Genomic DNA, 24,764 nt, shown 5'->3' on the forward strand with positions numbered 1-24,764 from the left:
CGTGGTCGTCACCGGTCGTCTGGTCGCCGCCGCCGCGCTGCTCGGGTTGTTCGTGGCGGTCGTGCTGCCGTCCTGGTACGGGGTCGCACTGGCGTGCGCGGTGCTCACGGTCGCGGTACTCGTCGACCTGGCCGCGGCCGGCGCGGCGCGCGACCTGACTTCGACCAGGCCGGAATTGACCGTCGTGCGCCAAGGCCGCACCGCCGAGGTGGAGCTCACCGTCGTGAACACCGGCGCGCGGACCGTGCGAGGTGTGCTCTGGGACGACTGGCCGCGCAGCGCGCGCACCGAGAACCGAAGGCACACCCTGGAACTCGCGCCCAACACCAAGGTCCGGCTGCGGACCTCGCTGCGTCCGGTGTATCGCGGCGATCGGGTCGCGGGTCCGGTGACGCTGCGGCTGCTCGGCCCGCTCGGCTTGGCGGGCAGGCAGACCAGGCGCACCGTGCCCGCCCGGGTGCGCGCGTTGCCCGCGTTCCGCAGCGAGCGGCTGATGCGCTCGAAAGTGAAGCGGCTGCAACACCTCGAAGGACGCAACGTCGCCAACACGCGCGGCCAAGGCAGCGAATTCGATTCGTTCCGCGAGTACGTCGCCGGCGACGACGTGCGCGTCATCGACTGGCGCGCCACCGCACGCGCCACCGACGTGCTGGTGCGCACGTGGCGCCCCGAGCGCAACCGGCACGTGCTGATGCTGCTCGACACCGGCCGGGTCAGTGCGGGCCGGGTCGGCGAGGGCACCCGCCTGGACGCCGCCATCGAGGCCGCGCTGCTGCTCGGCGGATTGGCCGCGGCGGCGGGCGACGGCGTCGACCTGCTCGCCTACGACCGCACCGTGCGCACCGAGGTGCGCGGCGTGCGCGGCAACCGCCTGCAACTCCAGCTCATGCACGCGCTGGCGGGCGTCACACCGGCGCTGGTCGACACCGACAGCGCGGGCTTGGTGCGCGCCACCATCGAACGCGCCCGCCGCCGCAGCCTGGTGGTCTGGTTCACCAGCCTGGACGGCGCCGCCGTCGAGGAGAACCTGCTCCCGGTACTGCCCGCGCTCGCGCACCGCCACCGCGTCCTCATCGTCTCGGTGATCGACCCCGACATCGCCGCGGCCGCCACCACCCGCGACGACGTCTACGCCGCGGCCGCCGCGGAAACCGTCCTCGCCGAACGTGCCCTCGTCCAGGAATCCTTGCGCCGCAAGGGCATCGCGGTGGTCTCCGCACCCCCGGACCGCCTCCCCGAAGCCCTGGCCGACGAATACCTCGAACTCAAACAGTCCGGCTCCCTGTGAGTTTTGGACTTCGCACACGCCTCCGCGGGGAAGTCCTGCGAGTCGTCAACTCGGCCTGCTGGGGCGAATGCGGCCCCGTGATGCGGACGAGCGGCGTGGGCGTGCGTGGCGCGGGTACGCGACGCCGACGAGACTCAGCGCGGGCAAGTCGCGCGCGAAAACACCTACGCGACGCGGACCAAGCCGGGTGTGGGCGGGGTGAGGGCGCGACGTTGACGTTCAGCCACGATGGCGCCGAGGATCTGCACCGGCGGATAACCCTGGGGCGGGGGCACGCGCAGCTGTGCGCAGAGTGCGGCGACGAGCGCGTGGCCGAGACTCGCCTCGGCGGCAGGGGTCAGGGTGCGCAGCCGGGTCAGGTACTGGCGGATGGCGAGGGCCAGATCTTCCGGGATGCCGGAGAGGTCGAGGCGGGCGGCCCAACCCGCCAGCCAAGGCGGCGCGAAAGCCAATGCGGGCGCGGGCAGGCCGCGCTGGGCGTGCACGACGACGGTGCCCGCGAGCACGTCACCGACGCGGCGGGCGTTCGGCGAACACATCGAGGTGATCACCGCGATCGCGCCGAAACCGCCGAGCATCCAGAAGTCGACGATGGCGCCCGCCAGTCCGCGCGTCATGGCGTGCCGGAAATCGACGGGTCCGCCGTCGGTGCGCACCACCCGAAGCCCGAGCGCCAGCTTGCCGAGCGACCGGCCGCGGCTGAGCGTCTCCCACGCCACCGGGTAGCCGACGAGCACCACGACGACCGTCGCCAGCATGATCGCGTCCACCCACGCCGAGTCGGCGTCCGCGCGCACGAGGACGAGACCCGCCAGCGCCATCAGCAGCACGCCGAGCGTCAGTTGCGCCACCAGGTCGATGAGGAACGCGGTGGCGCGCGTCGGTATCCGCGCGATCGGAAGCTCGAGGGCGACCGCTTCGCCGGTGGTGAACTCAGCCATCTCGATAGCATTCTTGCGACCGGCGGTAGTGGGAGGCAACCGATATGGACGTAGACGCATACAGTTACGCGCACCGGCGGTCCTGGGACCGGCTCGACCAGCTGTCCCGCAGGCGCAAACTGACGGGCGCCGAGTCCGACGAACTGGTGGCGCTGTACCGGCGAACCTCCCAGCAGCTGGCCCGGTTGCAATCGCACAGCCCCGACCCGGAACTGATCGCCGGGCTCAGCGCCCTCCTCGCCAGGGCGCGCGGACGGGTGCTCGGCACCAAGGCGGACACGTGGGGCGAGATCGCCCATTTCTTCACCCACCGCTTCCCGGCCGCCGTCTACCGCGCGTGGCCGTGGTGGGCTTCGGTGGCCGCGCTGTTCGTGGCGGTCACGGCCGGGCTGGCGATCTGGATCGAGGGCTCGGGCCGCGCCCGCGAGCTGCTCGGCATCAGCGGCGACAATTCCGCGATCACCGCGCCGGGCGGCGCGTTCGAGACGTACTACACCGAACACCCGAACGACGCGTTCGCCGCGCAGGTGTGGACCAACAACGCGTGGGTGGCGGCGATCGCGCTGTTCACCGGCGTGCTGATCCTGCCCGCGGTGTATCTGCTCTTCATGAACGCGTTGAACGTCGGCATCACCGCCGGTTTGATGGCCGAGGCCGATCGGCTCGATTCGTTCTTCGGCTTCATCCTCCCGCACGGAACCCTGGAGCTGACCGCGGTTTTCGTCGCGGGCGGCGCGGGACTGAAGCTGGGCTGGACGCTGGTCGATCCCGGTCGGCTGAGCCGGATAGAAGCGGTCGCGCGGCAAGGCAGGGCCACCGCGACGATCGCGCTGGGCCTGGTCGGCGTGCTGTTCGTTTCGGGTCTGCTGGAGGGTTTCGTGACGCCGAGCCCGCTTCCGGCGCCGGTGCGGATCGGGATCGGCTTCGCGGCGGAGGCGTTGTTCTTCGCGTACGTGTTCGGCGCGGGCCGCCGCGCGGCGCTCGCACAGGACGCGGCGGCGAGCGCGCCGATCGAACGAGCGGAGCCGATCACTCCGGCGGAACGGTGGCAGACAACCCCGGGCACACGCTGACTGGAAAGGCTTCGGACAATCGGCAGCAACGCCGTGTCACGGATCGGTTGCGATATCCCCCATTTGAGTTCCGCTGGCCGCAGCGAGTCGTGCTCGAGCTGCGGCCAGCGTTGCCGTCAACTCTACACAATCGTTATGCCCGCGCAACCCTCCGCGCCCGTGTCGCGCGTATAAAGCAGCGCGCCAGCAAACCCCTCTGACCACACGGTTTTTCACACCGACAGCTAACTCGTGGCTGACGCTCGGACGGTCGGATTTCGAGTCTTCCACGATCCTCCGAAGCGAAGTTGAAAACCACTACTGAAACCCGTCCACGAACCGAACAATTGGCTACGTAATGGTTAGCCGAAGCGGCTCTCGCGCATCGGTATGTAGTCCACCTGGGGCAGCTACCAGGCGTTTTGTCAACTCTTTTTCAGGTTGCCACATGTTCTTGAAGCAAAAAGCGACTCCAAGTCTGTTTATGGCCGAATAAACAAGATTCTCACCCCGCCGGGACGGCATACGGTGTACACGCATCAAGCCCAGTCGAATGATTGCCAGACGCGCAATTGCCCGCCCGAGCCCGAACATCGGGCCATACCCCAGCACCGAAACCGCAACCGAAAGCGCCCGTGTGATCTTCGCCTCACCATCTCGCTCAGCGGGGCAAAAGCCGAGGACGGCGCTGGTTTACGGTATTGAAACGACAGCGTCCGGCCGAGCTCAGCAACTCGGCCGGACGCTCTAGTCGGCATCGAATAAAGTGGCCTGGATCACGCTTCCGCGAGACCGAGCCGCGCGTGCACCAGCCGCAGCGGTCGCGGCGCGAACCAAGCCGCCGGACCGAGCAGCCGCATCGCCACCGGGACCAGCACACCGCGCACCAGCGTGGCGTCTATCAGGATGGCCAAACCGGCGCCGAGCCCGAAGAACTGGATGAACCGCACGTCGCTGGTGACGAACGCGAGGAAGCTGATCGAGATCAGCGCGGCCGCCGTGGTGACCAGCCGGCCCGTGCGCGCGAGCCCTTCGACGACGGCGTCCCGGGTGGACGCGCCCTTGTCGTGCATCTCCTTGATCCGGCTGACCACGAAAACCTCGTAGTCCATGGACAACCCGAAGGTGATGCAGAACAACAGCAGCAGCATCGACACGTCCAGCGGCGCGGGCGTGAAGCCGAGCAGACCGGACAGGTGCCCGTCCTGGAAGACGAAGACCATCAATCCGAGCGTGGCCGCGAGGCTCAGTACGTTCGACAACAGCGCCCGCAGCGGCTGCACGATGCTGCCGGTGAACAGGAAGAGCAACACGAAGGTGGTGAGCACGATCCACGCCACCGCCACCGGCAGCCGTGACCCGATCGAGGCCAGACTGTCGCGCAGTTCGGCCACCTGACCGCCGACCAGCGCCGTCGCGGGCGCCGGCACGTCGCGCACCCGGTCGACCAGTTCGCGCGCCTCGGCCGAGTTGCGGTCGAGATCGGTGAGCACGGTGAGTCGTTGCGCGTCCGGCTTGGCGAACCGGACGTCCGCGGGTGAACTCACGGTGCGTTCGCCCCGCACGAAAGTGCCCGCGCTGGAATCCACTTGGGTGACGTGCGGCACTCGCGAGAGCGCCGCCGCGTACTCGGCGAGCGGGCCCGCCGCCACGCCGGAGGTGGTGACCACCGAAAGGGCGTTGGTGTCGCCGCCGCCGAAATCCTCGCGCAGCGCGTCGCCGACCTGGCGAACCTCGGTGGTCGTCGGCAACACACGATCGTCGGGCGTGCCGAACTGGACGTTCAGCAGCGGAGCCGCCGCGAGCAGCAGCGCCGCCACCACCGGGGCTCCGGTGAGCAACGGCCGCCGCATCGCGAAGCCGGCGACGCCCGCCCAGAACGGCGCCGCGTCACCCTGGATGCCGCGCACGCCGGGCACTTTCCACGCGTCGGCCTTGGCGCCGAGCGCGACGAGCAGCGCGGGCAGCGTGATCACGGCGGCCGCCGCCGAGATGGCGACCACGCCGATGCCCGCGTAGGCGAACGAGCGCAGGAAGTACTGCGGGAAGATCACCAGCGAGGAGAGCGCCGCCGCGACGGTCGCCGCGCTGAACACGATGGTGCGCCCGGCCGTGGCGACCGCGCCAACCACCGCGTCGTCGGACGCCGCGCCCGCCGCGCGCCGCTCCCGGAAACGGCTGACCATGAGCAACCCGTAGTCGACGGCGAGGCCGAGGCCGAGCGCGGTCGTCAGGTTCACCGCGTAGACCGACACGTCCGTCACCGAGCCGAGGATCGAGAGCTCGGTGAAGGTACCGAGGATCGCGACGCCGCCGACCACCATCGTGAGCAGCGCGGCGACCACATTGCCGAAGGCGAGCACGAGCAGCGCGAGGATGAGCGGCACCGCGATGCCTTCGGCGATGCCGAGATCCTTGCCGATCTGTTCGGTGATCGCGTGGAAGATCGCGTTCGTGCCGCCGACCTGGACGTCGGCGACCGGCCCGTCCGAGCGATATTCGGCGACGATCCGCTCGGCGATCTCGGTCTCCCTCGTCGGGTCCTGGTCGGCGCCACCCGCCAGGACGACCGCGGCCGTGCCGTCCGCCGACCGCATCGACGGAGAGCCGGTGTCCCAGTACGAGACGACGTTGGTGAGCCGGTCGTCGGCGGCCAGCCTGCGCGCGAGTTCCCTGCCGAATCCCGCGGTGACCTCGGCGTCGACGTCGCCCTGCTCGGGGCGGATCAGGAAGACGTAGTCGGTGTCGGCGCCGAACTCGTCGGCGAGTTGGGCGGTGGCGGTGCTGGATTCCGCGTTCGGGTCCTCCTGCCCGCCGGGTTGCATCTTGCTGAACGCGGTGACGCCGAGCGCGCCGCCCGCGATCAGGGCGAGCACGCTCGCCACGAGTATCCAGCGGGCGTGTCGGGCCACGAAGCGGCCGAGTCGTTCGAACATGTCGAGCCTCCAGTCGAGCATGTTGGCATGCGTAAACTTTATGGGCGTTAACTTGCCATCGATGTGTGCGGGTGTCAACATCGAGAAGATGACGAAATCCGATCGGGACGGGCCCTATCACCACGGCGACCTGCGCAATGCCCTGGTGCGCGCGGCCGCCGAACTCGCCGAGACGGGTGGACCGGAGGCGGTCACCGTGCGGGCCGCCGCGCGCCGGGTCGGCGTCACGCCCACCGCCGCCTATCGGCACTTCACCAATCACGAGCAGTTGCTCGGCGCCGCGCAGGAGCAGGCACAGCAGACCCTGTTCGACGCGATGTCCGAGACCATCCGGACATTCCCGCCCGACGCCGACGCGGTGACCCGGCTGTTCGCGGTCGGGCGCGGCTATATCGTCTTCGCGCTGCGCGAGCCCGGCCTGTTCCGCACCGCGTTCTGCAACAGCGAGCAAGAGGGCCCGGAGAACTGGAACTCCCCCGCCTTCGACCTGCTCTCACGGCTGCTGGACGAGCTCGTCGAGATCGGCTTCACCGATCCCGAGGACCGGCCGTACGCCGAGTTCGCGGCGTGGTCGGCGGTGCACGGCATGGCTTCGCTGCTCATCGAGCGGGCTGTGCCCGAGCAGGATCCGGAGGCGAGGGATCTGGCGATCGCGCGCACCCTCGTGGTCGTCGAGCGCGGACTCGCGACGGGGCCGAACGCCGAGCGGATCCGGGGCGGTAAACGGGACGCGGCAATGCCGGACGCGGCGGGCTGAGCACCGCGGTGCGCACAGCCTGTGGATAAACGCGCGGCTGCCGTTGTGAGCGGGCTTGGTTTCGTGTTCCCGCCCGGGTATCCACAGGCTGCTCATCGGCTCGGCGCTTCGAAAATCTTTCGTCTACCAGCCTGAATAGGGCGTGCAACGGGTGCTGACGATGCTTTCGTGCTGGGGCGCAAGGACTTTCACGTGCGGCGGTCGAGGTTGTCCACAGCCCGCCGCACAACCCTGCGCCGCACACGTTTTCCACAGGAAGGCCGTGGATATCCACAGGCTCGCGCGAGGGTGTCAGCCGACTCGCAAAACGCCGGTAACCGTGCCTTGCAGCACCCGGCCGCTGGTGGTGACGAGCGGCGACATCTGGAGCGGGTCGTCCACGATCGTGCCGGGCAGCGGAGAGTTCGATACCACCGCGCCGGTGCCGGGATCGATGACGGTGAACGCGTAGCCGTCCAGCGGTGTCGTGACGTCGAGCCCGCGCCGGGTCACCGTGTAGACGAAGCCGTCCGCGGTGGACAGGTGCGGGACCGCGGCGCTGCGCACGGTGTTCTCCCACACCGTCCGACAACCGCCCGCGTCATCGACGTCCACGCGGGTCATCCCGCCGACGAACGGCGCGCTCGGCGGCACCGCCGGGCCCGCGTCCTCCGGTACCGCGGGATACGGGTAGCCGTAGGTGCTCGCCACGAACACCGATCTGCCGATGCCGATCGGCGAATTCTCGCTGCCCGCACCGCCCTTCGTCAGCACCGGCTGCGAACAGACCAGCTGTCCGGTGCCCGAGGCGTAGACGAGCACCCGCACCTGACCGTCGGCGTTGTCGACGATGGTCAAGTAGTCGGCGCCGGTGCGCGGGCCGAAGTAGGTCGGCGTGGAGCCGGTGCCCCAGCTCAGCTGTCCCGGTTTGCGCGCGGAGCCGCGGTCGTAGGTCGCGCGCCAGATGACCTCCGGCCGCCCGGCCGCGTCGGCGCGCAGTTCGTAGAGCGCGTGCGTGGTCGCCACGGCGATCCGTCCGCTGGGAGCCGCCGAGATGCTGTTGGCGACCAGCTCACCGGTGGGCAGCGACGTCGTCTGCGTGGCGCCCGCGGGCGTCACCAGGCCGACGAGACCTTTGCCGGTGGCGAACCAGACATTGCCCGACCAGTCCGGCACCAGGCCGGTCACATTGTCGTCCGCCGGTATCGCGCCGGAGAGATCGGTGCGGGTGTCGACGCGCAGCTGCCACTTGCCCTGCGAGTCCTTGGCGTGCGCGACGCGTAGCAGCGCGCGATCACCGTCGACCACCACCAGGCGATCGGCGTTGTCGAGGTAGGCGTACACGCCGCCGAGCAGGCTGCCCTTGGCCAGTTCAAGGGAGGCGAGCGAGTGCCCCACCGGCCCGGCGCCCGGATCGAGCAGATGCACCGTCGGAGCTCGCCCGGCGATGGCGGTGCAGAGCGCGACGACGAGCCCGTCGGAGCCCTGCAACAAGGTCGGGCACGCGGCCGCCAGCGGATAGGAGCCGACCCCGCGCAGACCGGGCCCGGGCCCAGCGAGCGGAGTGGCGTCCGAGGAACCGGCGTCACCGTGCATGGTCGACGTGCCGTGCGGCCCGAGATGCGGGTTCGGCGGCGCGAGCGGCCCCCACTGCTCCGCCGCCTGCGCCTGTCCCGGCGATCCCAGCGCCAGAACACAAGCGGCGAGCACCGCGAGGGAACGCGTGCGAGAGGTACTGCCCATGGAGGTTACGAAATCGGACTGCGCGTACGGCATCGCGATGGTCCGCTCACATCAACGCGCCGCCGTCGATGCGAATCTCGGTGCCGGTCATATAGCGGCCGTCGTCGGAGGCGACCATCGCGACAACGCCCGCGATGTCCTCCGGCGTGCCGAGCGCGCCGCCGTTGAGCCACCCCGTCAGCCGCGCGAACAGGCTGTAGTCCACGCCCTCCGGCTGATCCAGGATCGACTTGGTGGTGATGCCACTGGTGATGCCCGCCGGCACGATGTTCACCGCGCGCAACCCCTGCTTGGCGTATTCGAGCGCGATCGAATGCGTGAACGCGCTGACCCCGCCCTTCGACGCGGCGTACGCCGCGAGATAAGGAGCCGCACTGTAGGCCGCGGTCGACGACAGGTTGACCACCACCCCGTGCCCCGACTCCACCAGCGCGGGCAGCGCGGCCTGCGTCATCAGGAAGGTTCCGGTCAGATTGACCGTGATGACCTGATTCCACGCGTCCAACGGCATCTCGTGCGTCCGAGCAGGCCGCAGAATCCCCGCCGCGTTCACCAGCACGTCCAGCCCCCCGAGAAACTCGAGCGCCGCCGCCGTCCCCGCCCGCACCGACTCCACATCGGCGATGTTCACCTCGACGGCCCGAAACCGCTCCCCCACATCCCCCGCCTTCTCCGCGGTGACATCCAACCCCGCCCGATCGATGTCCACCCCCACCAGTTGCGCCCCCTCGTCGAGCAGCCGCAGTGCGATCCCCTGCCCGATCCCCGACCCAGCTCCGGTGACGACAACCCGACGACCCTCGTATCTACGCATGCCCAAAATTAGAACAGGTTCCTACAAGGAATCAACCCATCCCGCCACCATATTTCCGGTAACCCTCTCTGCAACCGGTTCCAAATCCCCCCCGTCGCGCAACACACACATATAGATAAGGCCACGAACCCCCGCGCCACAGCCCACCCCATCCAGCACGCAACGACTCACGGCCCGCAAAACCCCTGGTCCAACACTCGAAGACCCGACGACAACACCAATCGAAGACGCGACAAAACGGAGTACGACTCCCGCCACCCACCATGTCCCGCACCCACCGCCCCAAGGCCCCACTCGGTACCTACCAAGTAGCGACCCTCGATACGAACGCCCCACTCGGTACCTACCAAATAGCGCCCACTCGGCACACCTCAAACGGGGGGTCCGGGGGGGCGAAGCCCCTCCGGGCGGGGCGTGGGGGCTGCGCCCCCACAAAACACGCGAGAACGAGAAGAGGCCCACGCCCTTAGTGGGCATGGGCCTCTCATCGAGTGAAGCGTGGGCGAAGGGGGACTTGAACCCCCACGTCCCGAAGGACACTGGCACCTGAAGCCAGCGCGTCTGCCATTCCGCCACTCGCCCGAGCGACTCCGGAACACTATCACGCGGCCGGTCGAGAAACGAAATCGGCTGCTCAGTGGGGCTTGTGATGCGTGATGAGCATCAGGGGAACCTCCTGGGATTTCCAAGAGTTACAGGTGTGGAGGATCGTGGATATCATGCAATGAACGTGTTCGTCGGACGACACGCCATGCGCGTGTGTCGTTGTTATGAAGCTGGGAATGACATAGGAAGACGCTCACCGAAGGGAGGCCGAGATGGGCATCGTTTCGCGGTTCGAGCGTCGCCTGCAGGGCGCCGTCGGTGATGTGTTCGCCCGGGTCTTCGGGGGCAGCGTCGTGCCCCAGGAGGTGGAGGCGGCGCTGCAGCAAGAGGCCGCCGATCACGTCCAAGACGTGGGCGGTGGTCACCTGCTGGCTCCGAACAGCTATGTGATCACCATCAACTCTTCCGACCACCAGCAACTGGACGCCGATCACGACCTCACGACCCGCGCGTTCGCCAAGCATCTCCAGGACTACATCCGTGATCAAGGGTGGCAGACCTATGGCGAAGTACACGTAGCGTTCGAGGCATCACCTACGCTGCACACCGGACAGTTCAGGGCGAGCGGCCGCGTCGATCCGGACGTCGGCCGTCGAGCTGCACCCGCTCGAAGCCCGGAACCCACGCCACAACGACCTGCAAACCCGCAACCAGGAGCTGGCCCCATGACGCAGAACTCTGGCTACGACCCGAGCCGTGAGCCCGCGGAGTCCGATCCACGCAATCGCGGGTACGCACCTCCGCCAAGCGGGCGGGCCGGTGGTCCCCAGAACGGTGCGTACCGCGACGAGTACGGGCGCGGCGCCGCGCCGTACGGCGCCTCCGAGTACCAGGCGCCGGATGCGCAGCAGGCGTACGGCGACTACCAGAACGGCTACGACTACCAGCAGGGCGGCCAGGGTTACGGCCAGCAGGGCGGGTACGCCGATCAGGGGTACGGCCAGCAGGGCTACGGCGAGCGCGGCGGCTACGGCCAGCAAGGTTTCGGCGACCAGGGCTACGGCTCGCAGGGCTACCAGGAGCCCGGCTACGGCCAGCAGGGCGGCGGCTACGGCGAACAGGGTTACGGTCAGCAGGGCTACGGCCAGCAGCAGGGCTACGGTGACCAGGGCTACGCCGACCAGGGGTACGGCCAGCAGAGCTACGCCGGTCAGCCGGGCTACGGCCAGCAGGGCTACGCGGAGCCCGGTTACGGCGAGCCGGGTTACGCCGACCAGAGCTACGGTTCCGAGGAGCAGGCGGGCTACGGCCAGGCCTACTCGCAACAGTCCGGCTACGGCGGCCAGCAGGCGGGCTACGCCGCGCCGTCGTACAGCGGTGGCGCCGCCGCGGGCTCCGGCTACTCGGCCACCCTCCAGCTGGACGACGGCAGCGGCCGCACGTACCAGCTGCGCGAGGGCAGCAACATCATCGGCCGCGGTCAGGACGCGCACTTCCGGCTGCCCGACACCGGTGTCTCGCGCCGCCACATCGAGGTCCGCTGGGACGGTCAGACTGCCATGCTTTCCGATCTCGGATCGACGAACGGCACGCTGGTCAACGGCTCTCCGGTCCAGGATTGGCAGCTCGCGGACGGTGATGTGATCCGCGCCGGGCATTCCGAGATCCTCATCCGTATCGTCTGATCCCGTAAGCTCGCGGTGCAGGTCACGACATGGCTCTCACGGTTTAGTCGGTCGTATCGTGATCGGAATCGACTGACGGCCCTATGATGCTGCCAACGCGCGCGGCCCCGAAACCGGGGCCGGCAAGCCCGGCAGGCCGTGGGGGTGGGTCGAACCGCACCTACGGCACCGACATACCTACGGCCGAACAGGAGGTGGAACGCCGTGCAGGGACTGATCCTGCAATTGACCCGTGCGGGGTTCCTGCTGCTGTTGTGGCTGTTCGTGTGGGCGGTACTGCGGACCTTGCGCAGCGACATCTACGCGGCATCCGGCATACGGATCCAGCCCAGGGCCGCACGCGGTTCCGCGGTGCTGCCTTCCTTCAGCCGAGGCCAGAAGGGCGCCAAATATCTTGTGGTGACTCAAGGTTCACTCGCCGGCACCCGCATCTCACTCGGCACCCAACCGGTGCTGATCGGGCGTGCGGACGATTCGACGCTGGTGCTCACCGATGATTACGCCTCCACCCGACACGCACGGCTGTCCCCGCGTGGTGACGACTGGTACGTCGAAGACCTCGGCTCGACCAACGGCACCTACCTGGACCGCGCGAAGGTCACCACCGCCGTGCGGGTTCCGCTCGGCACTCCCGTCCGTGTCGGCAAAACAGTGATCGAGCTCCGATCGTGACACTCGTTCTCCGCTACGCAGCGCGCAGCGACCGCGGTCTGGTCCGAGGCAACAACGAAGATTCCGTCTACGCGGGCGCCCGCCTGCTCGCGCTGGCCGACGGCATGGGCGGGCACGCGGCGGGTGAGGTCGCGTCGCAGTTGATGATCGCCGCGCTGGCGCATCTCGACGACGACGAGCCCGGCGACGATCTGCTCGGCAAGCTCGACGCGGCGACGCGGTCGGGCAACGCCGCCATCGCCGATCAGGTCGAGGAGGAGCCCGAGCTCGACGGCATGGGCACCACGCTCACCGCGATCCTGTTCGCGGGCAAGAAGCTCGGGCTGGTGCACATCGGCGACTCGCGCGCCTACCTGTTGCGCGGCGGCGAGCTCGCGCAGATCACCCGCGACGACACCTTCGTCCAGTCGCTGGTGGACGAGGGCCGGATCACGCCCGAGCAGGCGCACACCCACCCGCAGCGTTCGCTGATCATGCGCGCCCTCACCGGCAACGAGATCGAGCCGACGCTGATCATGCGCGAGGCCCGCGCCGGCGACCGCTATCTGCTCTGCTCGGACGGTCTCTCCGACGTGGTGAGCGACGAGACCATCGCCAACACCATGCGCGAGGGCAGCACGGACGAGTGCGCCGACCGCCTGATCGAACTCGCGCTGCGCAGCGGCGGTCCCGACAACGTCACCGTGGTGGTGGCCGACGTCATCGATCTGGACTACGGCCAGAGCCACCCGATCGTGGCGGGCGCGGCCTCCGGTCAGGACGAGGACACCCCGCCGCCGAACACCGCCGCCGGTCGCGCCGCGGCCATGCGTCCGCCGCGCGCCGCACCGCCACGCCGGGCCGCCGCACCGGAACCGCCGCCGCCGAGCAAATCGCATCGGCTGCGTTGGATCCTGCTCGCGGTCGCGCTGGTGGTCGCCGTCGCCGTCGGTCTGCTGGTCGGCTACAAGATGATCCGCAACAACTACTACGTGGGCGCGGACAACGGCCAGGTCGTGATCATGCGCGGGCTGCCGGGTTCGGTGCTCGGGTATTCGATCCACGACGTGGACACGGTCGGCTGCGTCGACCGCGGTGGAGACCTGACCATCGTCAAGTCCGGATCGGATCTGCCCTCCGGCTGCCGCCAGCTGCGGGTCAGCGATCTCGAGCAGACCGGTCGCGACAAGGTCAACGCGGGCCTGCCGCCCGGTTCCCTCGGCAAGGCCGAGGAGCAGATGCGGCTGCTCGCCCAGCAGGAGCTGCTGCCGCCGTGCCCGGCACGGGAAACGACCCCGCCGCCGCAGCCCGGCGTGCCGCAGCCCGGTGTCGTGCCGCCCGGCGAGCCCGCGCCGGTTCCGGTCGCGCCGACCACCACGCCGAACCCCGCACCGACCACCGACCCGGGTGACACCAGGGGCACCGACGCCAACCCGCCAACGAAGGTGGAGCAGGCGCCGACGACGACCCCGGCGCCGAACCCCCAGATCTCGGGGGAGAACTGCCGGGTGACGGACTGATGTCCGCACCGGCACCACCGTCCGCGGGGGCCTTCCCGAGTCCCCCGGGCGGGTTCGCTCCAGCACCGCCTCCGTCCACCAGACGCAACGCCGAACTGCTTCTGCTCGCGTTCGCCGCGCTGATCACGACCGTCTCGCTGTTCCTCGTCGAGGCCAGCCAGGAACAGTCCGTCACCTGGGACATCGCCAAGTACGGCCTCGCCTTCCTCGCTCTGTTCGGCATCGCGCACCTGGCCGTGCGCCGGTTCGCGCCGTTCGCCGATCCGCTGCTGCTGCCGATCGTCGCGCTGCTCAACGGTCTGGGCCTGGTGCTGATCCACCGCCTCGATCTCGGCGCGGCGCAGAACGCGAAGTTCAATTCCGACCCGATCCCCTCCCCCGACGCCAACCAGCAGATCCTGTGGACCGCGCTCGGCATGGTGGTCTTCGTCACGCTGCTGATCGTCCTGCGCGATTACCGCACGCTGGCTCGCTACAGCTACACGCTCGGCTTGGTCGGGCTGGTCGCGCTGATGATTCCGGCGCTGCTGCCGAGCGCGTACTCGGAGACCAACGGTTCGAAGATCTGGATCAGGCTGCCCGGCTTCAGCGTGCAGCCCGGCGAGTTCGCCAAGATCCTGCTGATCATCTTCTTCGCCTCGGTGCTCGTCGCCAAGCGCGACCTGTTCACCACCGCCGGACGGCACATGCTCGGCATGGAGTTCCCGCGCGCCCGCGACCTCGGCCCGATCCTGGTGGTCTGGGTGGTGTGCATCGCGGTGCTCGTCTTCGAGAAGGACCTCGGCACCTCACTGCTGATCTTCAGCACGGTGCTCGTGATGCTCTACATCGCGACCGAGCGGGTGGGCTGGCTGATCATCGGCGGCAGCCTGCTCGTCGTCGGATTCGTGTTCGCCTACCAGGCGTTCAGCCACGTGCGGGTGCGCACCAACACCTGGCTCGACCCGTTCGCGGATTACCACAACACCGGTTACCAGATCTCGCAGTCGCTGTTCGGCCTTGCCACCGGCGGGCTCGCGGGCACCGGCCTCGGCAGCGGGCGGCCGAACCAGGTGCCGTTCGCCAACACCGACTTCATCGTCACCACCATCGGTGAGGAGCTGGGCCTGATCGGGCTCACCGCGGTGCTGATCCTGTTCTTGGTCTTCGTGGTGCGCGGTCTGCGCACCGCGCTCGCCGTGCGCGACAGCTTCGGCAAGCTGCTGGCGGCCGGGCTCTCGTTCACCATCGCCGTCCAGCTGTTCGTCGTGGTCGGCGGCGTCACCAAGCTGATCCCGCTGACCGGTCTCACCACGCCGTTCATGTCGTACGGCGGTTCCTCGCTCTTGGCCAACTACGCGTTGCTCGCGCTGCTGATCAAGGTCTCCGACGCGGCTCGCGCACCGGCGCCCGCGCGCAAGAAGGACCCGGCGCCGATCGCGGACGCACCGACCGAGCTGCTGCGCCGCTCGGAATCGAGGCCGCAGGAATGAACACTCCACTACGGCGGGTCGCGGTCGCGGTGATGGTCATGGTCGTCGCGCTGCTGGCCAACGCCACCTACGTGCAGGTCATCAAGGCCGACGACTATCGAAGCGATCCGCGCAACTCGCGCGTGCTGCTCGACGAGTACTCGCGCCAGCGCGGCCAGATCTCGGCGGGCGGCACGGTGCTGGCCAGCTCGATCGAGACCGACGATCGCTACAAGTACCTGCGCACCTACCCGACCGACCCGCAGGCGTACGCGCCGGCGACCGGCTTCTACTCGATCCAGTACGGCAGCGCCGGACTCGAGCGCTCCGAGGACCAGGTGCTCAACGGCTCCGACAGCCAGCTGTTCGGTCGCCGTCTCGTCGACCTGGTCTCCGGCCGCGATCCGCGCGGCGGCAACGTGCTGACCACCCTGAACCCGGTGATGCAGCAGGTCGCCTACGAGCAGCTCACCGCCAAGGGGTACACCGGCTCGGTGGTGGCCATCGAGCCGAGCACCGGCAAGATCCTGACCATGGTGTCCACCCCGAGCTACGACCCGAACCTGCTGGCGGGGCACGACGGCGCCGCGACGACGCGGGCCTGGGAGACGCTGACCCGGGATCCGGACCAGCCGATGCTGAACCGGGCGGTCTCGCAGACCTATCCGCCCGGCTCGACGTTCAAGGTGGTGGTCACCGCGGCCGCGCTCGCCAACGGCGTCGCGACGCCGGACGACCAGTTCACCGCCGCGCCCAACATCACCCTGCCCGGGACGAGCACCACGCTGGAGAACTACAACGGCTCGAACTGCGGTTCAGGTCCGACGGCGTCGTTGACCGAGGCGTTCCGGCTGTCCTGCAACACCGCGTTCGTCGAGCTCGGCATCAAGGTGGGCGCCGCGAACCTGAAGGACGAGGCCGCCGCGTTCGGCATCGGCCCGCACCGCGGCATCCCGATCCCGGTCGCGGAGAGCACCGTCGGCACCATCGGCGACAACGCCGCGCTCGGCCAGAGCAGCATCGGTCAGCGCGACGTGGCGCTCACCCCCCTGGACAACGCGGTGATCGCCGCGACCATCGCCAACGGCGGGGTTCGGATGGAGCCGTACCTGGTAGACCAGACGCAGGGGCCGGATCTGAGCGTGTTGTCCAAGACGAAGCCGGTCTCGGTCGGACAGGCGGTGAGCGCCCAGGTAGCGTCTCAGCTGACCACCTTGATGGTCGCCTCCGAGGAGAACACCGTCGGATCACGCCAGTCCCGATACACGATCGCGTCCAAGACCGGAACCGCCGAGCACGGCAGCAACCCACGCAATACGCCGCCGCATGCCTGGTACATCGCCTTCGCGCCCGCGCAGAACCCCAAGATCGCCATCGCGGTGATCGTGGAGAACGGCGGGGATCGGGCGCTGGCAGCCACCGGCGGTTCGGTGGCCGCACCCATTGCCAGGGCCGTGCTCGACGCCGGTCTGCAGGGGGGCTGAACGATATGAACGAGCGAGTTGAAGTTCGGGGGCCCCGATGCTGAACAACGGTGCGATGATCGCCGATCGCTACCGCCTGCAACGTCTGATCGCCACCGGCGGCATGGGTCAGGTCTGGGAGGCGCTGGACACCCGCCTGGACCGCCGGGTCGCGGTGAAGGTGCTCAAGGCGGAGTTCTCCGCCGACCCGACCTTCCGGCACCGGTTCCGCACGGAGGCCAAGACCACCGCGCAGCTGAACCACTCCGGGATCGCGGGCATCTACGACTACGGCGAGACCTACGACCCGAGCGCGGGCGAGACCGCCTACCTGGTCATGGAGCTGGTGCAGGGCGAGCCGCTCAACACCGTGCTCAACCGCATGGGCAGGCTGTCGGTGCTACAGGGCCTCGACATGCTCGAGCAGACCGGCCGCGCGCTCGATGTCGCCCATGCCGCGGGCGTGGTGCACCGGGACGTGAAGCCGGGCAACATCCTGGTGACGCCGACCGGTCAGGTGAAGATCACCGACTTCGGCATCGCCAAGGCCGTCGACGCCAGCCCCGTGACCAAGACCGGCATGGTGATGGGCACCGCGCAGTACATCGCGCCGGAGCAGGCCGTCGGCGAGGACGCGACCGCCGCCAGTGACGTGTACTCGCTCGGCGTGGTGGGTTACGAGGCGCTGGCCGGGACGCGGCCGTTCAGCGGCGACGGCGCGATCACGGTCGCGATGAAGCATGTGCGCGAGAACCCGCCGCCGATGCCGGAGGATCTACCGCCCAACGTCCGCGAGCTCATCGAGATCACGATGGCCAAGGACCCGAACCTGCGCTACGCCACCGGCGGCGAGTTCGCCGACGCGGTGGCCGCTGTGCGCGCGGGTCACCGTCCTCCGCCGCCGCTGAGCGCGGGTTCCGCCGCCGGGCCGCTCACCGCGGGCGCGACCCGGGTGCTGCCGCCCGGACCGACCGTCATCCTGCCCGCGGGTCAGGCCGACGGGCCGACCGTGCGGTACAGCACGCCCGCGGCCGCTGCCATCGGCGGCGCGGCGGCGAGCGGTCCCGCGACCATGATGAACACGGGCGGATCGCCCGATCAGCCGCCCGGCAAGCGACCGTGGACCACGACGCAGAAGGCGCTGGCCGGTCTCGGCGCCGGCGCGGTGCTGCTCGGCGGCGCGGCGATCTGGCTGTTGTTCGGCGGCGACACCAACCCGGACCCCACGCGCGAGCCGGTCAGCTCGTCGGTGGCCCCGCCGCCCGCGCAGGTCACCACGACGGCGCCGCAGACGACCACCAGGTACGTGCCGCCCCCGCCGCCGGTCACGTCCGACGAGCCGTCGCCGACCACCACCGAGCCGCCGACGACGACTCCGGAACCCACGACGACGGCGCCGCCGAGCACCACCGCGCCGACCACGACGAAGACGAGCAAGACTACGAGTCCGAGCACCACCCGCACCCTGTTCCCGACTTTCGACTTACCATTTCCGGAGAATCCCGGTGCTTCGGGCCCCGGTAACACTCGCAGCGCGCCCGCTACTCCTTCACAAGGACAACGATGACGACCCCGAAGAATCTCTCTTCCCGCTACGAGCTGGGCGAGATCATCGGCTTCGGCGGTATGTCGGAGGTTCACAAGGCGCGCGATCTGCGGCTGAGCCGGGATGTGGCGATCAAGGTGTTGCGCGCCGATCTGGCCCGCGACCCCACGTTCTACCTGCGCTTCAAGCGTGAGGCGCAGAACGCGGCCGCGCTGAACCATCCGGCCATCGTCGCGGTCTACGACACTGGCGAGGCCGAGGTGGACGGCGGCCCGCTGCCCTACATCGTCATGGAGTACGTGGACGGCGAGACGCTGCGCGACATCGTGCGCGGCAAGGGTCCGCTGCCGCCGCGGCGCGCGATGGAGATCATCGCGGACGTCTGCGCCGCACTGGATTTCAGCCACAAGGCCGGGATCGTGCATCGCGACATGAAGCCCGCGAACATCATGATCAACCGGGCAGGCGCGGTGAAGGTGATGGACTTCGGCATCGCCCGCGCGCTGGCCGACAGCTCCAACCCGATGACCCAGACCGCGGCCGTTATCGGTACCGCGCAATATCTTTCGCCCGAGCAGGCGCGCGGCGAGACCGTCGACGCTCGCTCGGACGTGTACTCGGTGGGCTGCGTGCTCTTCGAGATCCTCACGGGCGAACCGCCTTTCACGGGTGACTCCCCGATCGCCGTCGCCTATCAGCACGTGCGCGAGGACCCGAGGCTTCCCTCACACGTGCACTCGGGCGTGCCGCGCGAGCTGGATTCCGTGGTGCTCAAGGCGATGAGCAAGAACCCGGCCAACCGGTACCAGACCGCCGCGGAGATGCGCGCGGACCTGATCCGAGTCCTCGGCGGCCAGAAGCCGAGCGCGCCCATGGTGATGACCGACGAGGATCGCACCACCGTCTTCGGCGCCAACGAGCCGGCGCCGCGCAGCTTCCGCACCGTCGAACGCAACGACGACACCGCCGAGCAGGAACCCGCCGAACCGGGTGGCTCGCGCCGCACCGCCTACCTCGCGCTCGGCGCGGCCGCCGCGCTCGCCGTGGTGTTCGCGCTGTTCTGGGTGCTGATCGGTCCGGGAAGCAAGCCGGATCAGGTCGCTGTGCCCGACCTGTCGAACAAGTCGCTCGCGCAGGCGCAGGACGCGCTGCAGAAGCTCGGCTTCACGGTGGCCATCCAGCAGAAGCCGGACAGCAAGGTGGCCGACGGCAATGTCATCGCGACCCAGCCGCTCGGCGGTTCCCGCATCGATGAGGGCAGCACGGTCACCGTGCAGGTCTCCAGCGGGCCCGATCAGGTGCAGGTGCCGCGGCTGGACGGACTGACCGTGCAGCAGGCCGAGCAGGAGCTCAACTCGGTCGGCCTGCGAATGGATCCGAATGTGGTGCGCAAGGAGTCCAGCGCCCAGGATCTGGACAAGGTGATCGGCACCGAGCCTTCGGCGGGCGCGCGGGTCGACGTGGACCAGGCGATCGTGGTCTGGCTCGGCAAGGGTCCGGAGAAGGTCCGGGTGCCGAGCCTGGTCGGGCAGGACATCAGCGTGGCCCAGCCGAACCTGGTGGACAGTGCCGGTTTCAAGATCGTCATCGAGGAGGTGCAGTCCTCCAAGCCGAAGGGTGAGGTCATCGCGACCAGCCCGGCGGGCGGCACCAACGCCGACAAGGGCTCGACGGTGACGGTCCAGGTGTCCAGCGGCGATCAGATCAGCATGCCGTCCGTGGTCGGTCTGACGCCGTCGCAGGCGGTGGAGAAGCTGCGCCAGGCCGGGTGGACCGGCAGCACCAGCCAGATCAACCAGAACACCACCGGCACCTTCGACGCGGGCAGCGTCGGGCGGATCATCAGCCAGCAGCCGTCGGCCGGTTCGTCGATCTCCAAGACCAGCACGATCACCATCACCACCGGAGTGCTCGGCCCACCCTGATCCGGCCCAGGTCCGATCGTTATCGGAAAGAGGCGACCGGTCGGTGTGATCGGCGCGAGAATGATGCTGCTCCATCCGAACCCAGCAATCAGCATGGAACAGGAGGCAGCCCCATGACCACTGCCAGGGACATCATGAAGCCCGGCGCTCAGTGGATATCCAAGGACGAGACGGTCGGCAAGGCGGCGCGCATGATGGCCGAGCTCGGCGTCGGATCCCTCGTCATCGCGGACGAGAACGAACGGATGTGCGGCATCATCACCGACCGCGACATCGTGGTGAAGTGCGTGGCCCAGGGCCGTGCACCGGCCAACACCCGTGCGGAGGAACTGTGCGAGGCGACCCCGCGGTGGGTCTCGGCCGACGCCGATGTCGAGGAAGTGCTCGAGGAGATGGAGAGCCATCGCATCAAGCGCATGCCGGTGATCGAGAACAAGCGGCTGATCGGCATGATCAGCGAGGCCGATCTCGCCAGGCACCTCGACGACAACCAGCTCAGCGAATTCGTGACGGCGGTCTACGGCCGGCCGTGACCCGGTAGCCGCCTGCCGCCGAAGCGGAGGTACGCCCGTCGTCCGGAGCCGCAGACTCCCGGGCGGCGGGACGGAAAGCCGTTCCGACCATCGCTCGAAGAATCCGGCCGCCCTCGACGACGGCACGGTGGCGGCGTGCTACGAGAGATCCAGGTGCCGATTCATCGACATGGCCTCGTCGGCCAGATTCGGCAGTTCGACCACCTCGACGCCGTGCTGCCGTAGCTTCTCCACCCCGACGCAGTTCACCACGAAGGTCGTCGGCTCGCGCCAGGCGATGACGACGCGCCCGATCCCGGCGCGCAGGATGCGATCGGTACAGGGTGGCCGGGTCGCCGTCGCGCGCTGCGAGCACGGCTCGAGGGTGCTGTAGATCGTCGCCCTCGCCAGCCGCGGATCGTCGGCGGCCAGCTTGTTCAGCGCGGATTCCTCGGCGTGCACCTTCTCGTCGGTCTCCCGCGAATATCCCGTCGCGATCTCCGCGCCGTCGGCCACGACGATCGCGCCGACCGAGAACGCGGTGTCGCTCGGTGGGCACTGGCGCGCGAGTTCGATGGCCCTGCGCATGAAACGCTCGTCGGCCGTTGCCTGGTCAGCGGGCATCGAACCACCTCCACGATCGCGTCGGGCTCCGGCTCACGAGTCCACGGCCTCGGGACGGAGGAGGTAGCGCAGCACGGCCATGTCGCCGACTCGCTCGACCGCGGCGAGCGTCCTGCGACGGGCCGGTCCGCCGGGGAATCGGGCGTCGGCGAGGAACCGCGGCGCGCCGGAATCGCCGACGACGATCGGCGCGACGGCCAGGTGCAGTTCATCGGCCAGATCGGCGGACAGGAACGCTGTGTGCATCCCGGTGCCGCCCTCGACCATCAGACGTCCGACACCGCGGCGGCCGAGATCGTCCAGCAGCGCCCCGAAGTCGAGTTCCGCGCCGAGGGCGACCACGTCGGCGATGCCGACCAGCCGATCGGCGAGCCGCGCCGCGCCGGAGTCGGTCGTGTAGACGATCTTCGCCCCGCCGTGGTGCCAGAAGTTCAGCTCTCGGTCCAGGTCGCCGCGCGCGGTGACGGTCACCTTGAGCGGGAACTCCGGCTTGCCCGCCGCCACCCGCGCCGCCCGGCGCTCGGCGCTGTCGACCAGCAGCCGGGGGTTGTCGCGGCGCAGCGTCTCGGCGCCGACCAGGATCGCGTCGGACTCGGCGCGCACCCGGTCGACTCGGTCGAAATCCGCCGCGTCCGAGAGCAGCAGTCGCTCGGGACCGGCGTCATCGATGTAGCCGTCGAGGCTGACCGCCACCGAGAGCAGTACGTACGGCCTGGTCACTGCAACACCAGTGCCGCGACCTCCGCCTCGAGCATCTCCACCAGACCCTCGGCGGGCCGCTCACCGCAGACCTCGAGCCAGTTCGCCAGCATCCGGTGCCCGCCCTGGGTGAGCACCGATTCCGGATGGAACTGCACGCCGTGGATCGGCAGGGTGCGGTGGCGCATGGCCATCACGATCCCGGATTCGGTGCGGCCGAGCACCTCGATGTCCTCGGGCACGGTGTCCTCGAGCACGGTGAGCGAGTGGTACCTGGTCGCGGTGAACGGGTCGGGCAAACCGGCCAGCACGCCCGCACCGAGGTGGTACACCGAGCTGGTCTTGCCGTGCAGCAGTTCGGGCGCCCGGGTGACGGTCGCGCCGAAGGCCTCGCCGATCGCCTGGTGACCGAGGCAGACGCCGAGCAACGGCGTGCTGCTGCGGGCGCAGGCGTGCACGAGGTCGATGCTCGCACCGGCCCGATCGGGGGTGCCGGGGCCGGGACTGATCAGAATGCCGTCGTAGTCGGCGATCGCGGCGTCCACATCGGCCAGTTGCGGATCGTCGTTGCGCCAGACGACGGCCTCGGCTCCCAGCTGGCCGAGATACTGAACCAGGTTGAAGACGAAGCTGTCGTAATTGTCGACGACCAGTACACGCATGGTTCGAGATTACGTGGCGACGCGGGAGGCCGTCGCATCCATTACCTGTTGGGATAGCCTAGGAGGAACACCGGAGGGCCGCCGAGCCTCGCCCGGGCCGTCCGCGCTGTCGCCGGAACGGCCGGACGGAGTCGCTCGGCAGACAGTCAACTGAATCAGCCGCCGGTACCGACCTGCACGCCGAATACGAGGACGTCATGCCCAAGTCGAAGGTCCGTAAGAAGACCGACTACACGATCAACCCCGCCAGCCGGATCCCGGTGAAGGTGAAGGCGGGCCCGTCGCCGGTCTGGTACGTCGCGATCATGCTCGGCTTCATGCTGGCCGGCCTGCTCTGGCTGCTGGTCTACTACCTGGCGGCCGAGCAGATCAGCTGGATGAACGACCTCAACGCCTGGAACTTCCTGATCGGCTTCGGGCTCATGGTCGTCGGCCTGATCATGACCATGCGGTGGCGCTGATCCACTTCCTTCGGGATTACAGACGTGTCATTCATGCACACCTGTGGATGACCCTGTGGACAACTCGAGGACCGATTGGGGAGAGTGCCGCTTGAACCCTGAATTCCCCTCTGTGGAACCGCGCCTCTCGTGGACCACGCCCACCCCCGCGCTCGTCGCGGTGGCCGTCGGTGGTGTGATCCTCGCCGGCGCCGCGTTCTTCGCCGCGGATGCCGCGAGCCGGCTGCTCATCGGCTTGGCCGCGGCGGGCCTGCTCGCCTTGGCCGGCCTCGGTTTTCGCCAGCGACCGCGCCTGTCCATCCAGACCGGCGCCGATCCGCGCCTGGTGGTGCGCGGTCTGCTCGGACCGGCCGAGTACCGGCCCGAGCAGATCGTCAAAGCGCGGGTGGTGAGCTACCGCCGCCTGGGGCGCAAGTCGCCGATGCTCGAGATCGACGTCGAGCACGAGGGGCAGGAACGGCTGTTGATCTTCGGCCGTTGGGATCTCGGCACCGCGCCGCAGGATGTCTTCGAAGCGCTCGTCGCGCACCGGCTCGCGTACCTGCCCAGGGATTAGGCGCATCCGCTCCGGCCAGTACCTCCGCATTTCCGTCTGTGGCAGCGAATGTTTCACGTGAAGCGAGCCGAAAACCGGCTCAGGACAGCATCGCCGCCGCGACGCCGATGAGCGCGACCGAGACCGCGCCGACCGCGCCGATGGCCGCCCAGCCGATGGTGCGTGCCGACTCAGGCGATTTCGCGCGCACCCACTGCGGCAGGAACAGCACTCCCATCGTGGCCAGCGTGCCCGCGACGAGTCCACCGAGGTGCACCCACAGCGATACCCCGGGCAGCGAGAGGCTGAGCAGCACGTTGATGGCGATGATCACCAGAATCTGGGTGGCGTTCATCCGGAGCCGGATCAACAGCACCGCGACCGCGCCGAACATCCCGTAGACCGCGCCGGACGCACCGGCCCCGACGGTGTTCACCGGCTCGAGCAGCATCCCGCCCGCCGAACCGCCGACCAACGCGACCATATAGATGGCGAGCATCCGGGTCCGTCCGAGGAACGGCTCGAGCTGGATGCCGACGATGTAGAGCGCGAACATGTTCAGCGCCAGGTGCAGCGGCCCCCAGTGCAGGAAGCCGGAGCCGATCACCCGGAACCACTCACCGTCGGCCACCAGCTGCGGAATCAACGCCCAACGCAGGAAGAGGCTGGACCGGTAGTTGTCGGCGAGGCTGCTCGCCTGAACCGCGGTGATCGCGTAGAACAGCACGTTCAACCCGATCAGCCCGTATGTCACCAGCGGAGTGGTCGAGGAGGCGACCGGCGCGCCCGCGACCGTGCGGACCGGACGGACCTGGGTGCCCGCCGCGCGCACGCAGTCGACGCAGTGCTGCCCGACCGCGGCGGGCCGTAGGCAGTCCGGGCATGCGGGCCGCCCGCAGCGTGTGCACGCCAGGCCGGTCGGACGATTCGGATGGCGGGCGCACGTCGGTGCGGGCGGCTGAGGATTCATCTGT

Annotated in this window: 21 protein-coding genes and 1 tRNA gene; 13 read left to right on the forward strand and 9 right to left on the reverse strand. The window is 69.0% G+C overall.

Annotation, left to right across the window (positions count from 1 at the left end; translation table 11 throughout):
* Position 1: 1 nt before the first annotated feature.
* Positions 2-1,288 (forward strand): DUF58 domain-containing protein, encoded by a 1,287-nt coding sequence (locus FB390_RS05685; protein WP_141808005.1) that lies wholly within the window; start codon positions 2-4, stop codon positions 1,286-1,288.
* A 164-nt stretch (positions 1,289-1,452) separates the two neighbouring features.
* Here the strand turns inward: FB390_RS05685 and FB390_RS05690 are convergent, their stop codons facing one another.
* Positions 1,453-2,229 (reverse strand): RDD family protein, encoded by a 777-nt coding sequence (locus tag FB390_RS05690; RefSeq protein WP_141808006.1) that lies wholly within the window; start codon positions 2,227-2,229, stop codon positions 1,453-1,455.
* Positions 2,230-2,273: 44 nt separating this feature from the next.
* Between FB390_RS05690 and FB390_RS05695 the strand changes: the two genes are divergently transcribed.
* The gene (locus tag FB390_RS05695) at positions 2,274-3,302 is read left to right on the forward strand and encodes a stage II sporulation protein M (RefSeq protein WP_141808007.1); all 1,029 of its coding nucleotides are present in this window, start codon (positions 2,274-2,276) and stop codon (positions 3,300-3,302) included.
* Positions 3,303-4,057: 755 nt separating this feature from the next.
* Here the strand turns inward: FB390_RS05695 and FB390_RS05700 are convergent.
* A complete protein-coding gene (locus FB390_RS05700; protein WP_246123872.1) occupies positions 4,058-6,238 on the reverse strand; it encodes an MMPL family transporter in 2,181 nt (726 codons plus the stop codon).
* Between the two features lie 40 nt (positions 6,239-6,278).
* On the opposite strand from FB390_RS05700, the gene FB390_RS05705 reads away from it, so the two are divergent.
* Positions 6,279-6,974, forward strand: coding sequence for a TetR/AcrR family transcriptional regulator (locus FB390_RS05705; RefSeq protein ID WP_246123873.1), 696 nt, complete (start codon positions 6,279-6,281; stop codon positions 6,972-6,974).
* Between the two features lie 291 nt (positions 6,975-7,265).
* Here FB390_RS05705 and FB390_RS05710 read toward each other — a convergent pair whose 3' ends face one another.
* The 3 genes from FB390_RS05710 to FB390_RS05720 form a co-directional block, all read right to left on the reverse strand.
* On the reverse strand, positions 7,266-8,696 hold the full coding sequence (locus FB390_RS05710) for a hypothetical protein (protein WP_141808009.1): 1,431 nt from the start codon (positions 8,694-8,696) through the stop codon (positions 7,266-7,268).
* A gap of 46 nt (positions 8,697-8,742) precedes the next feature.
* Positions 8,743-9,510: an SDR family NAD(P)-dependent oxidoreductase gene (locus tag FB390_RS05715; protein WP_141808010.1), complete on the reverse strand. Its 768-nt coding sequence runs from the start codon at positions 9,508-9,510 to the stop codon at positions 8,743-8,745.
* Positions 9,511-10,009: 499 nt separating this feature from the next.
* Positions 10,010-10,092, reverse strand: a tRNA-Leu gene (locus FB390_RS05720).
* A 236-nt stretch (positions 10,093-10,328) separates the two neighbouring features.
* Here FB390_RS05720 and FB390_RS05725 point away from each other — a divergent pair.
* The 8 genes from FB390_RS05725 to FB390_RS05760 all read left to right on the forward strand — a co-directional run bounded on the left by FB390_RS05725 (position 10,329) and on the right by FB390_RS05760 (position 20,830).
* The gene (locus FB390_RS05725; RefSeq protein WP_141808011.1) at positions 10,329-11,741 is read left to right on the forward strand and encodes an FHA domain-containing protein; all 1,413 of its coding nucleotides are present in this window, start codon (positions 10,329-10,331) and stop codon (positions 11,739-11,741) included.
* Positions 11,742-11,945: 204 nt separating this feature from the next.
* Entirely contained in the window at positions 11,946-12,413 is a 468-nt protein-coding gene (locus FB390_RS05730) for an FHA domain-containing protein FhaB/FipA (protein ID WP_067786390.1), read from the forward strand.
* On the forward strand, positions 12,410-13,912 hold the full coding sequence (locus FB390_RS05735) for a PP2C family protein-serine/threonine phosphatase (RefSeq protein ID WP_141808012.1): 1,503 nt from the start codon (positions 12,410-12,412) through the stop codon (positions 13,910-13,912). Before FB390_RS05730 ends, FB390_RS05735 begins: the two co-directional genes overlap by 4 nt.
* Positions 13,912-15,384: an FtsW/RodA/SpoVE family cell cycle protein gene (locus tag FB390_RS05740; protein ID WP_141808013.1), complete on the forward strand. Its 1,473-nt coding sequence runs from the start codon at positions 13,912-13,914 to the stop codon at positions 15,382-15,384. The genes FB390_RS05735 and FB390_RS05740 overlap by 1 nt, the downstream gene beginning before the upstream one ends.
* Entirely contained in the window at positions 15,381-16,847 is a 1,467-nt protein-coding gene (locus tag FB390_RS05745) for a peptidoglycan D,D-transpeptidase FtsI family protein (protein ID WP_141808014.1), read from the forward strand. Before FB390_RS05740 ends, FB390_RS05745 begins: the two co-directional genes overlap by 4 nt.
* 37 nt (positions 16,848-16,884) lie before the next feature.
* Positions 16,885-18,393 carry a protein kinase domain-containing protein gene (locus FB390_RS05750; protein ID WP_141808015.1) on the forward strand — a complete coding sequence of 503 codons (1,509 nt, stop codon included), beginning with the start codon at positions 16,885-16,887 and terminating at the stop codon, positions 18,391-18,393.
* Positions 18,390-20,297, forward strand: coding sequence for a Stk1 family PASTA domain-containing Ser/Thr kinase (gene pknB / locus FB390_RS05755; protein WP_141808016.1), 1,908 nt, complete (start codon positions 18,390-18,392; stop codon positions 20,295-20,297). Before FB390_RS05750 ends, pknB begins: the two co-directional genes overlap by 4 nt.
* Before the next feature lie 113 nt (positions 20,298-20,410).
* A complete protein-coding gene (locus FB390_RS05760) occupies positions 20,411-20,830 on the forward strand; it encodes a CBS domain-containing protein (protein WP_141808017.1) in 420 nt (139 codons plus the stop codon).
* A 138-nt stretch (positions 20,831-20,968) separates the two neighbouring features.
* Here FB390_RS05760 and FB390_RS05765 read toward each other — a convergent pair whose 3' ends face one another.
* From FB390_RS05765 to FB390_RS05775, 3 genes are read right to left on the reverse strand one after another with little or no spacing between them, the layout of a single operon-like run.
* Positions 20,969-21,433, reverse strand: coding sequence for a deaminase (locus FB390_RS05765; RefSeq protein WP_141808018.1), 465 nt, complete (start codon positions 21,431-21,433; stop codon positions 20,969-20,971).
* 33 nt (positions 21,434-21,466) lie between these two features.
* Positions 21,467-22,153: a RibD family protein gene (locus FB390_RS05770; RefSeq protein WP_141808019.1), complete on the reverse strand. Its 687-nt coding sequence runs from the start codon at positions 22,151-22,153 to the stop codon at positions 21,467-21,469.
* Positions 22,150-22,794 (reverse strand): aminodeoxychorismate/anthranilate synthase component II, encoded by a 645-nt coding sequence (locus FB390_RS05775; protein WP_141808020.1) that lies wholly within the window; start codon positions 22,792-22,794, stop codon positions 22,150-22,152. Before FB390_RS05775 ends, FB390_RS05770 begins: the two co-directional genes overlap by 4 nt.
* A gap of 197 nt (positions 22,795-22,991) precedes the next feature.
* On the opposite strand from FB390_RS05775, the gene crgA reads away from it, so the two are divergent.
* Positions 22,992-23,255 carry a cell division protein CrgA gene (gene crgA, locus FB390_RS05780; RefSeq protein WP_141808021.1) on the forward strand — a complete coding sequence of 88 codons (264 nt, stop codon included), beginning with the start codon at positions 22,992-22,994 and terminating at the stop codon, positions 23,253-23,255.
* 112 nt (positions 23,256-23,367) lie between these two features.
* Positions 23,368-23,811: a PH domain-containing protein gene (locus FB390_RS05785; protein ID WP_246123874.1), complete on the forward strand. Its 444-nt coding sequence runs from the start codon at positions 23,368-23,370 to the stop codon at positions 23,809-23,811.
* Between the two features lie 79 nt (positions 23,812-23,890).
* Here FB390_RS05785 and FB390_RS05790 read toward each other — a convergent pair whose 3' ends face one another.
* Positions 23,891-24,760 carry a rhomboid family intramembrane serine protease gene (locus FB390_RS05790; protein WP_141808023.1) on the reverse strand — a complete coding sequence of 290 codons (870 nt, stop codon included), beginning with the start codon at positions 24,758-24,760 and terminating at the stop codon, positions 23,891-23,893.
* Positions 24,761-24,764: the final 4 nt, after the last annotated feature.

The sequence above is a fragment of the Nocardia bhagyanarayanae genome, assembly GCF_006716565.1.
GTDB classification, from domain to species: domain Bacteria; phylum Actinomycetota; class Actinomycetes; order Mycobacteriales; family Mycobacteriaceae; genus Nocardia; species Nocardia bhagyanarayanae.

What these genes read in the sequence shown, in the direction of transcription:
- FB390_RS05695 (WP_141808007.1), top strand. Translation starts at nt 2,274, where the DNA reads ATGGACGTAGACGCATACAGTTACGCGCACCGGCGGTCCTGGGACCGG.
- FB390_RS05750 (WP_141808015.1), top strand. Translation starts at nt 16,885, where the DNA reads ATGCTGAACAACGGTGCGATGATCGCCGATCGCTACCGCCTGCAACGT.
- FB390_RS05775 (WP_141808020.1), bottom strand. Translation starts at nt 22,794, where the DNA reads ATGCGTGTACTGGTCGTCGACAATTACGACAGCTTCGTCTTCAACCTG.
- FB390_RS05710 (WP_141808009.1), bottom strand. Translation starts at nt 8,696, where the DNA reads ATGGGCAGTACCTCTCGCACGCGTTCCCTCGCGGTGCTCGCCGCTTGT.
- FB390_RS05705 (WP_246123873.1), top strand. Translation starts at nt 6,279, where the DNA reads ATGTGTGCGGGTGTCAACATCGAGAAGATGACGAAATCCGATCGGGAC.
- FB390_RS05745 (WP_141808014.1), top strand. Translation starts at nt 15,381, where the DNA reads ATGAACACTCCACTACGGCGGGTCGCGGTCGCGGTGATGGTCATGGTC.
- FB390_RS05725 (WP_141808011.1), top strand. Translation starts at nt 10,329, where the DNA reads ATGGGCATCGTTTCGCGGTTCGAGCGTCGCCTGCAGGGCGCCGTCGGT.
- FB390_RS05715 (WP_141808010.1), bottom strand. Translation starts at nt 9,510, where the DNA reads ATGCGTAGATACGAGGGTCGTCGGGTTGTCGTCACCGGAGCTGGGTCG.
- FB390_RS05760 (WP_141808017.1), top strand. Translation starts at nt 20,411, where the DNA reads ATGACCACTGCCAGGGACATCATGAAGCCCGGCGCTCAGTGGATATCC.
- FB390_RS05690 (WP_141808006.1), bottom strand. Translation starts at nt 2,229, where the DNA reads ATGGCTGAGTTCACCACCGGCGAAGCGGTCGCCCTCGAGCTTCCGATC.
- FB390_RS05740 (WP_141808013.1), top strand. Translation starts at nt 13,912, where the DNA reads ATGTCCGCACCGGCACCACCGTCCGCGGGGGCCTTCCCGAGTCCCCCG.
- FB390_RS05700 (WP_246123872.1), bottom strand. Translation starts at nt 6,238, where the DNA reads ATGCTCGACTGGAGGCTCGACATGTTCGAACGACTCGGCCGCTTCGTG.
- FB390_RS05790 (WP_141808023.1), bottom strand. Translation starts at nt 24,760, where the DNA reads ATGAATCCTCAGCCGCCCGCACCGACGTGCGCCCGCCATCCGAATCGT.
- FB390_RS05765 (WP_141808018.1), bottom strand. Translation starts at nt 21,433, where the DNA reads ATGCCCGCTGACCAGGCAACGGCCGACGAGCGTTTCATGCGCAGGGCC.
- pknB (WP_141808016.1), top strand. Translation starts at nt 18,390, where the DNA reads ATGACGACCCCGAAGAATCTCTCTTCCCGCTACGAGCTGGGCGAGATC.
- crgA (WP_141808021.1), top strand. Translation starts at nt 22,992, where the DNA reads ATGCCCAAGTCGAAGGTCCGTAAGAAGACCGACTACACGATCAACCCC.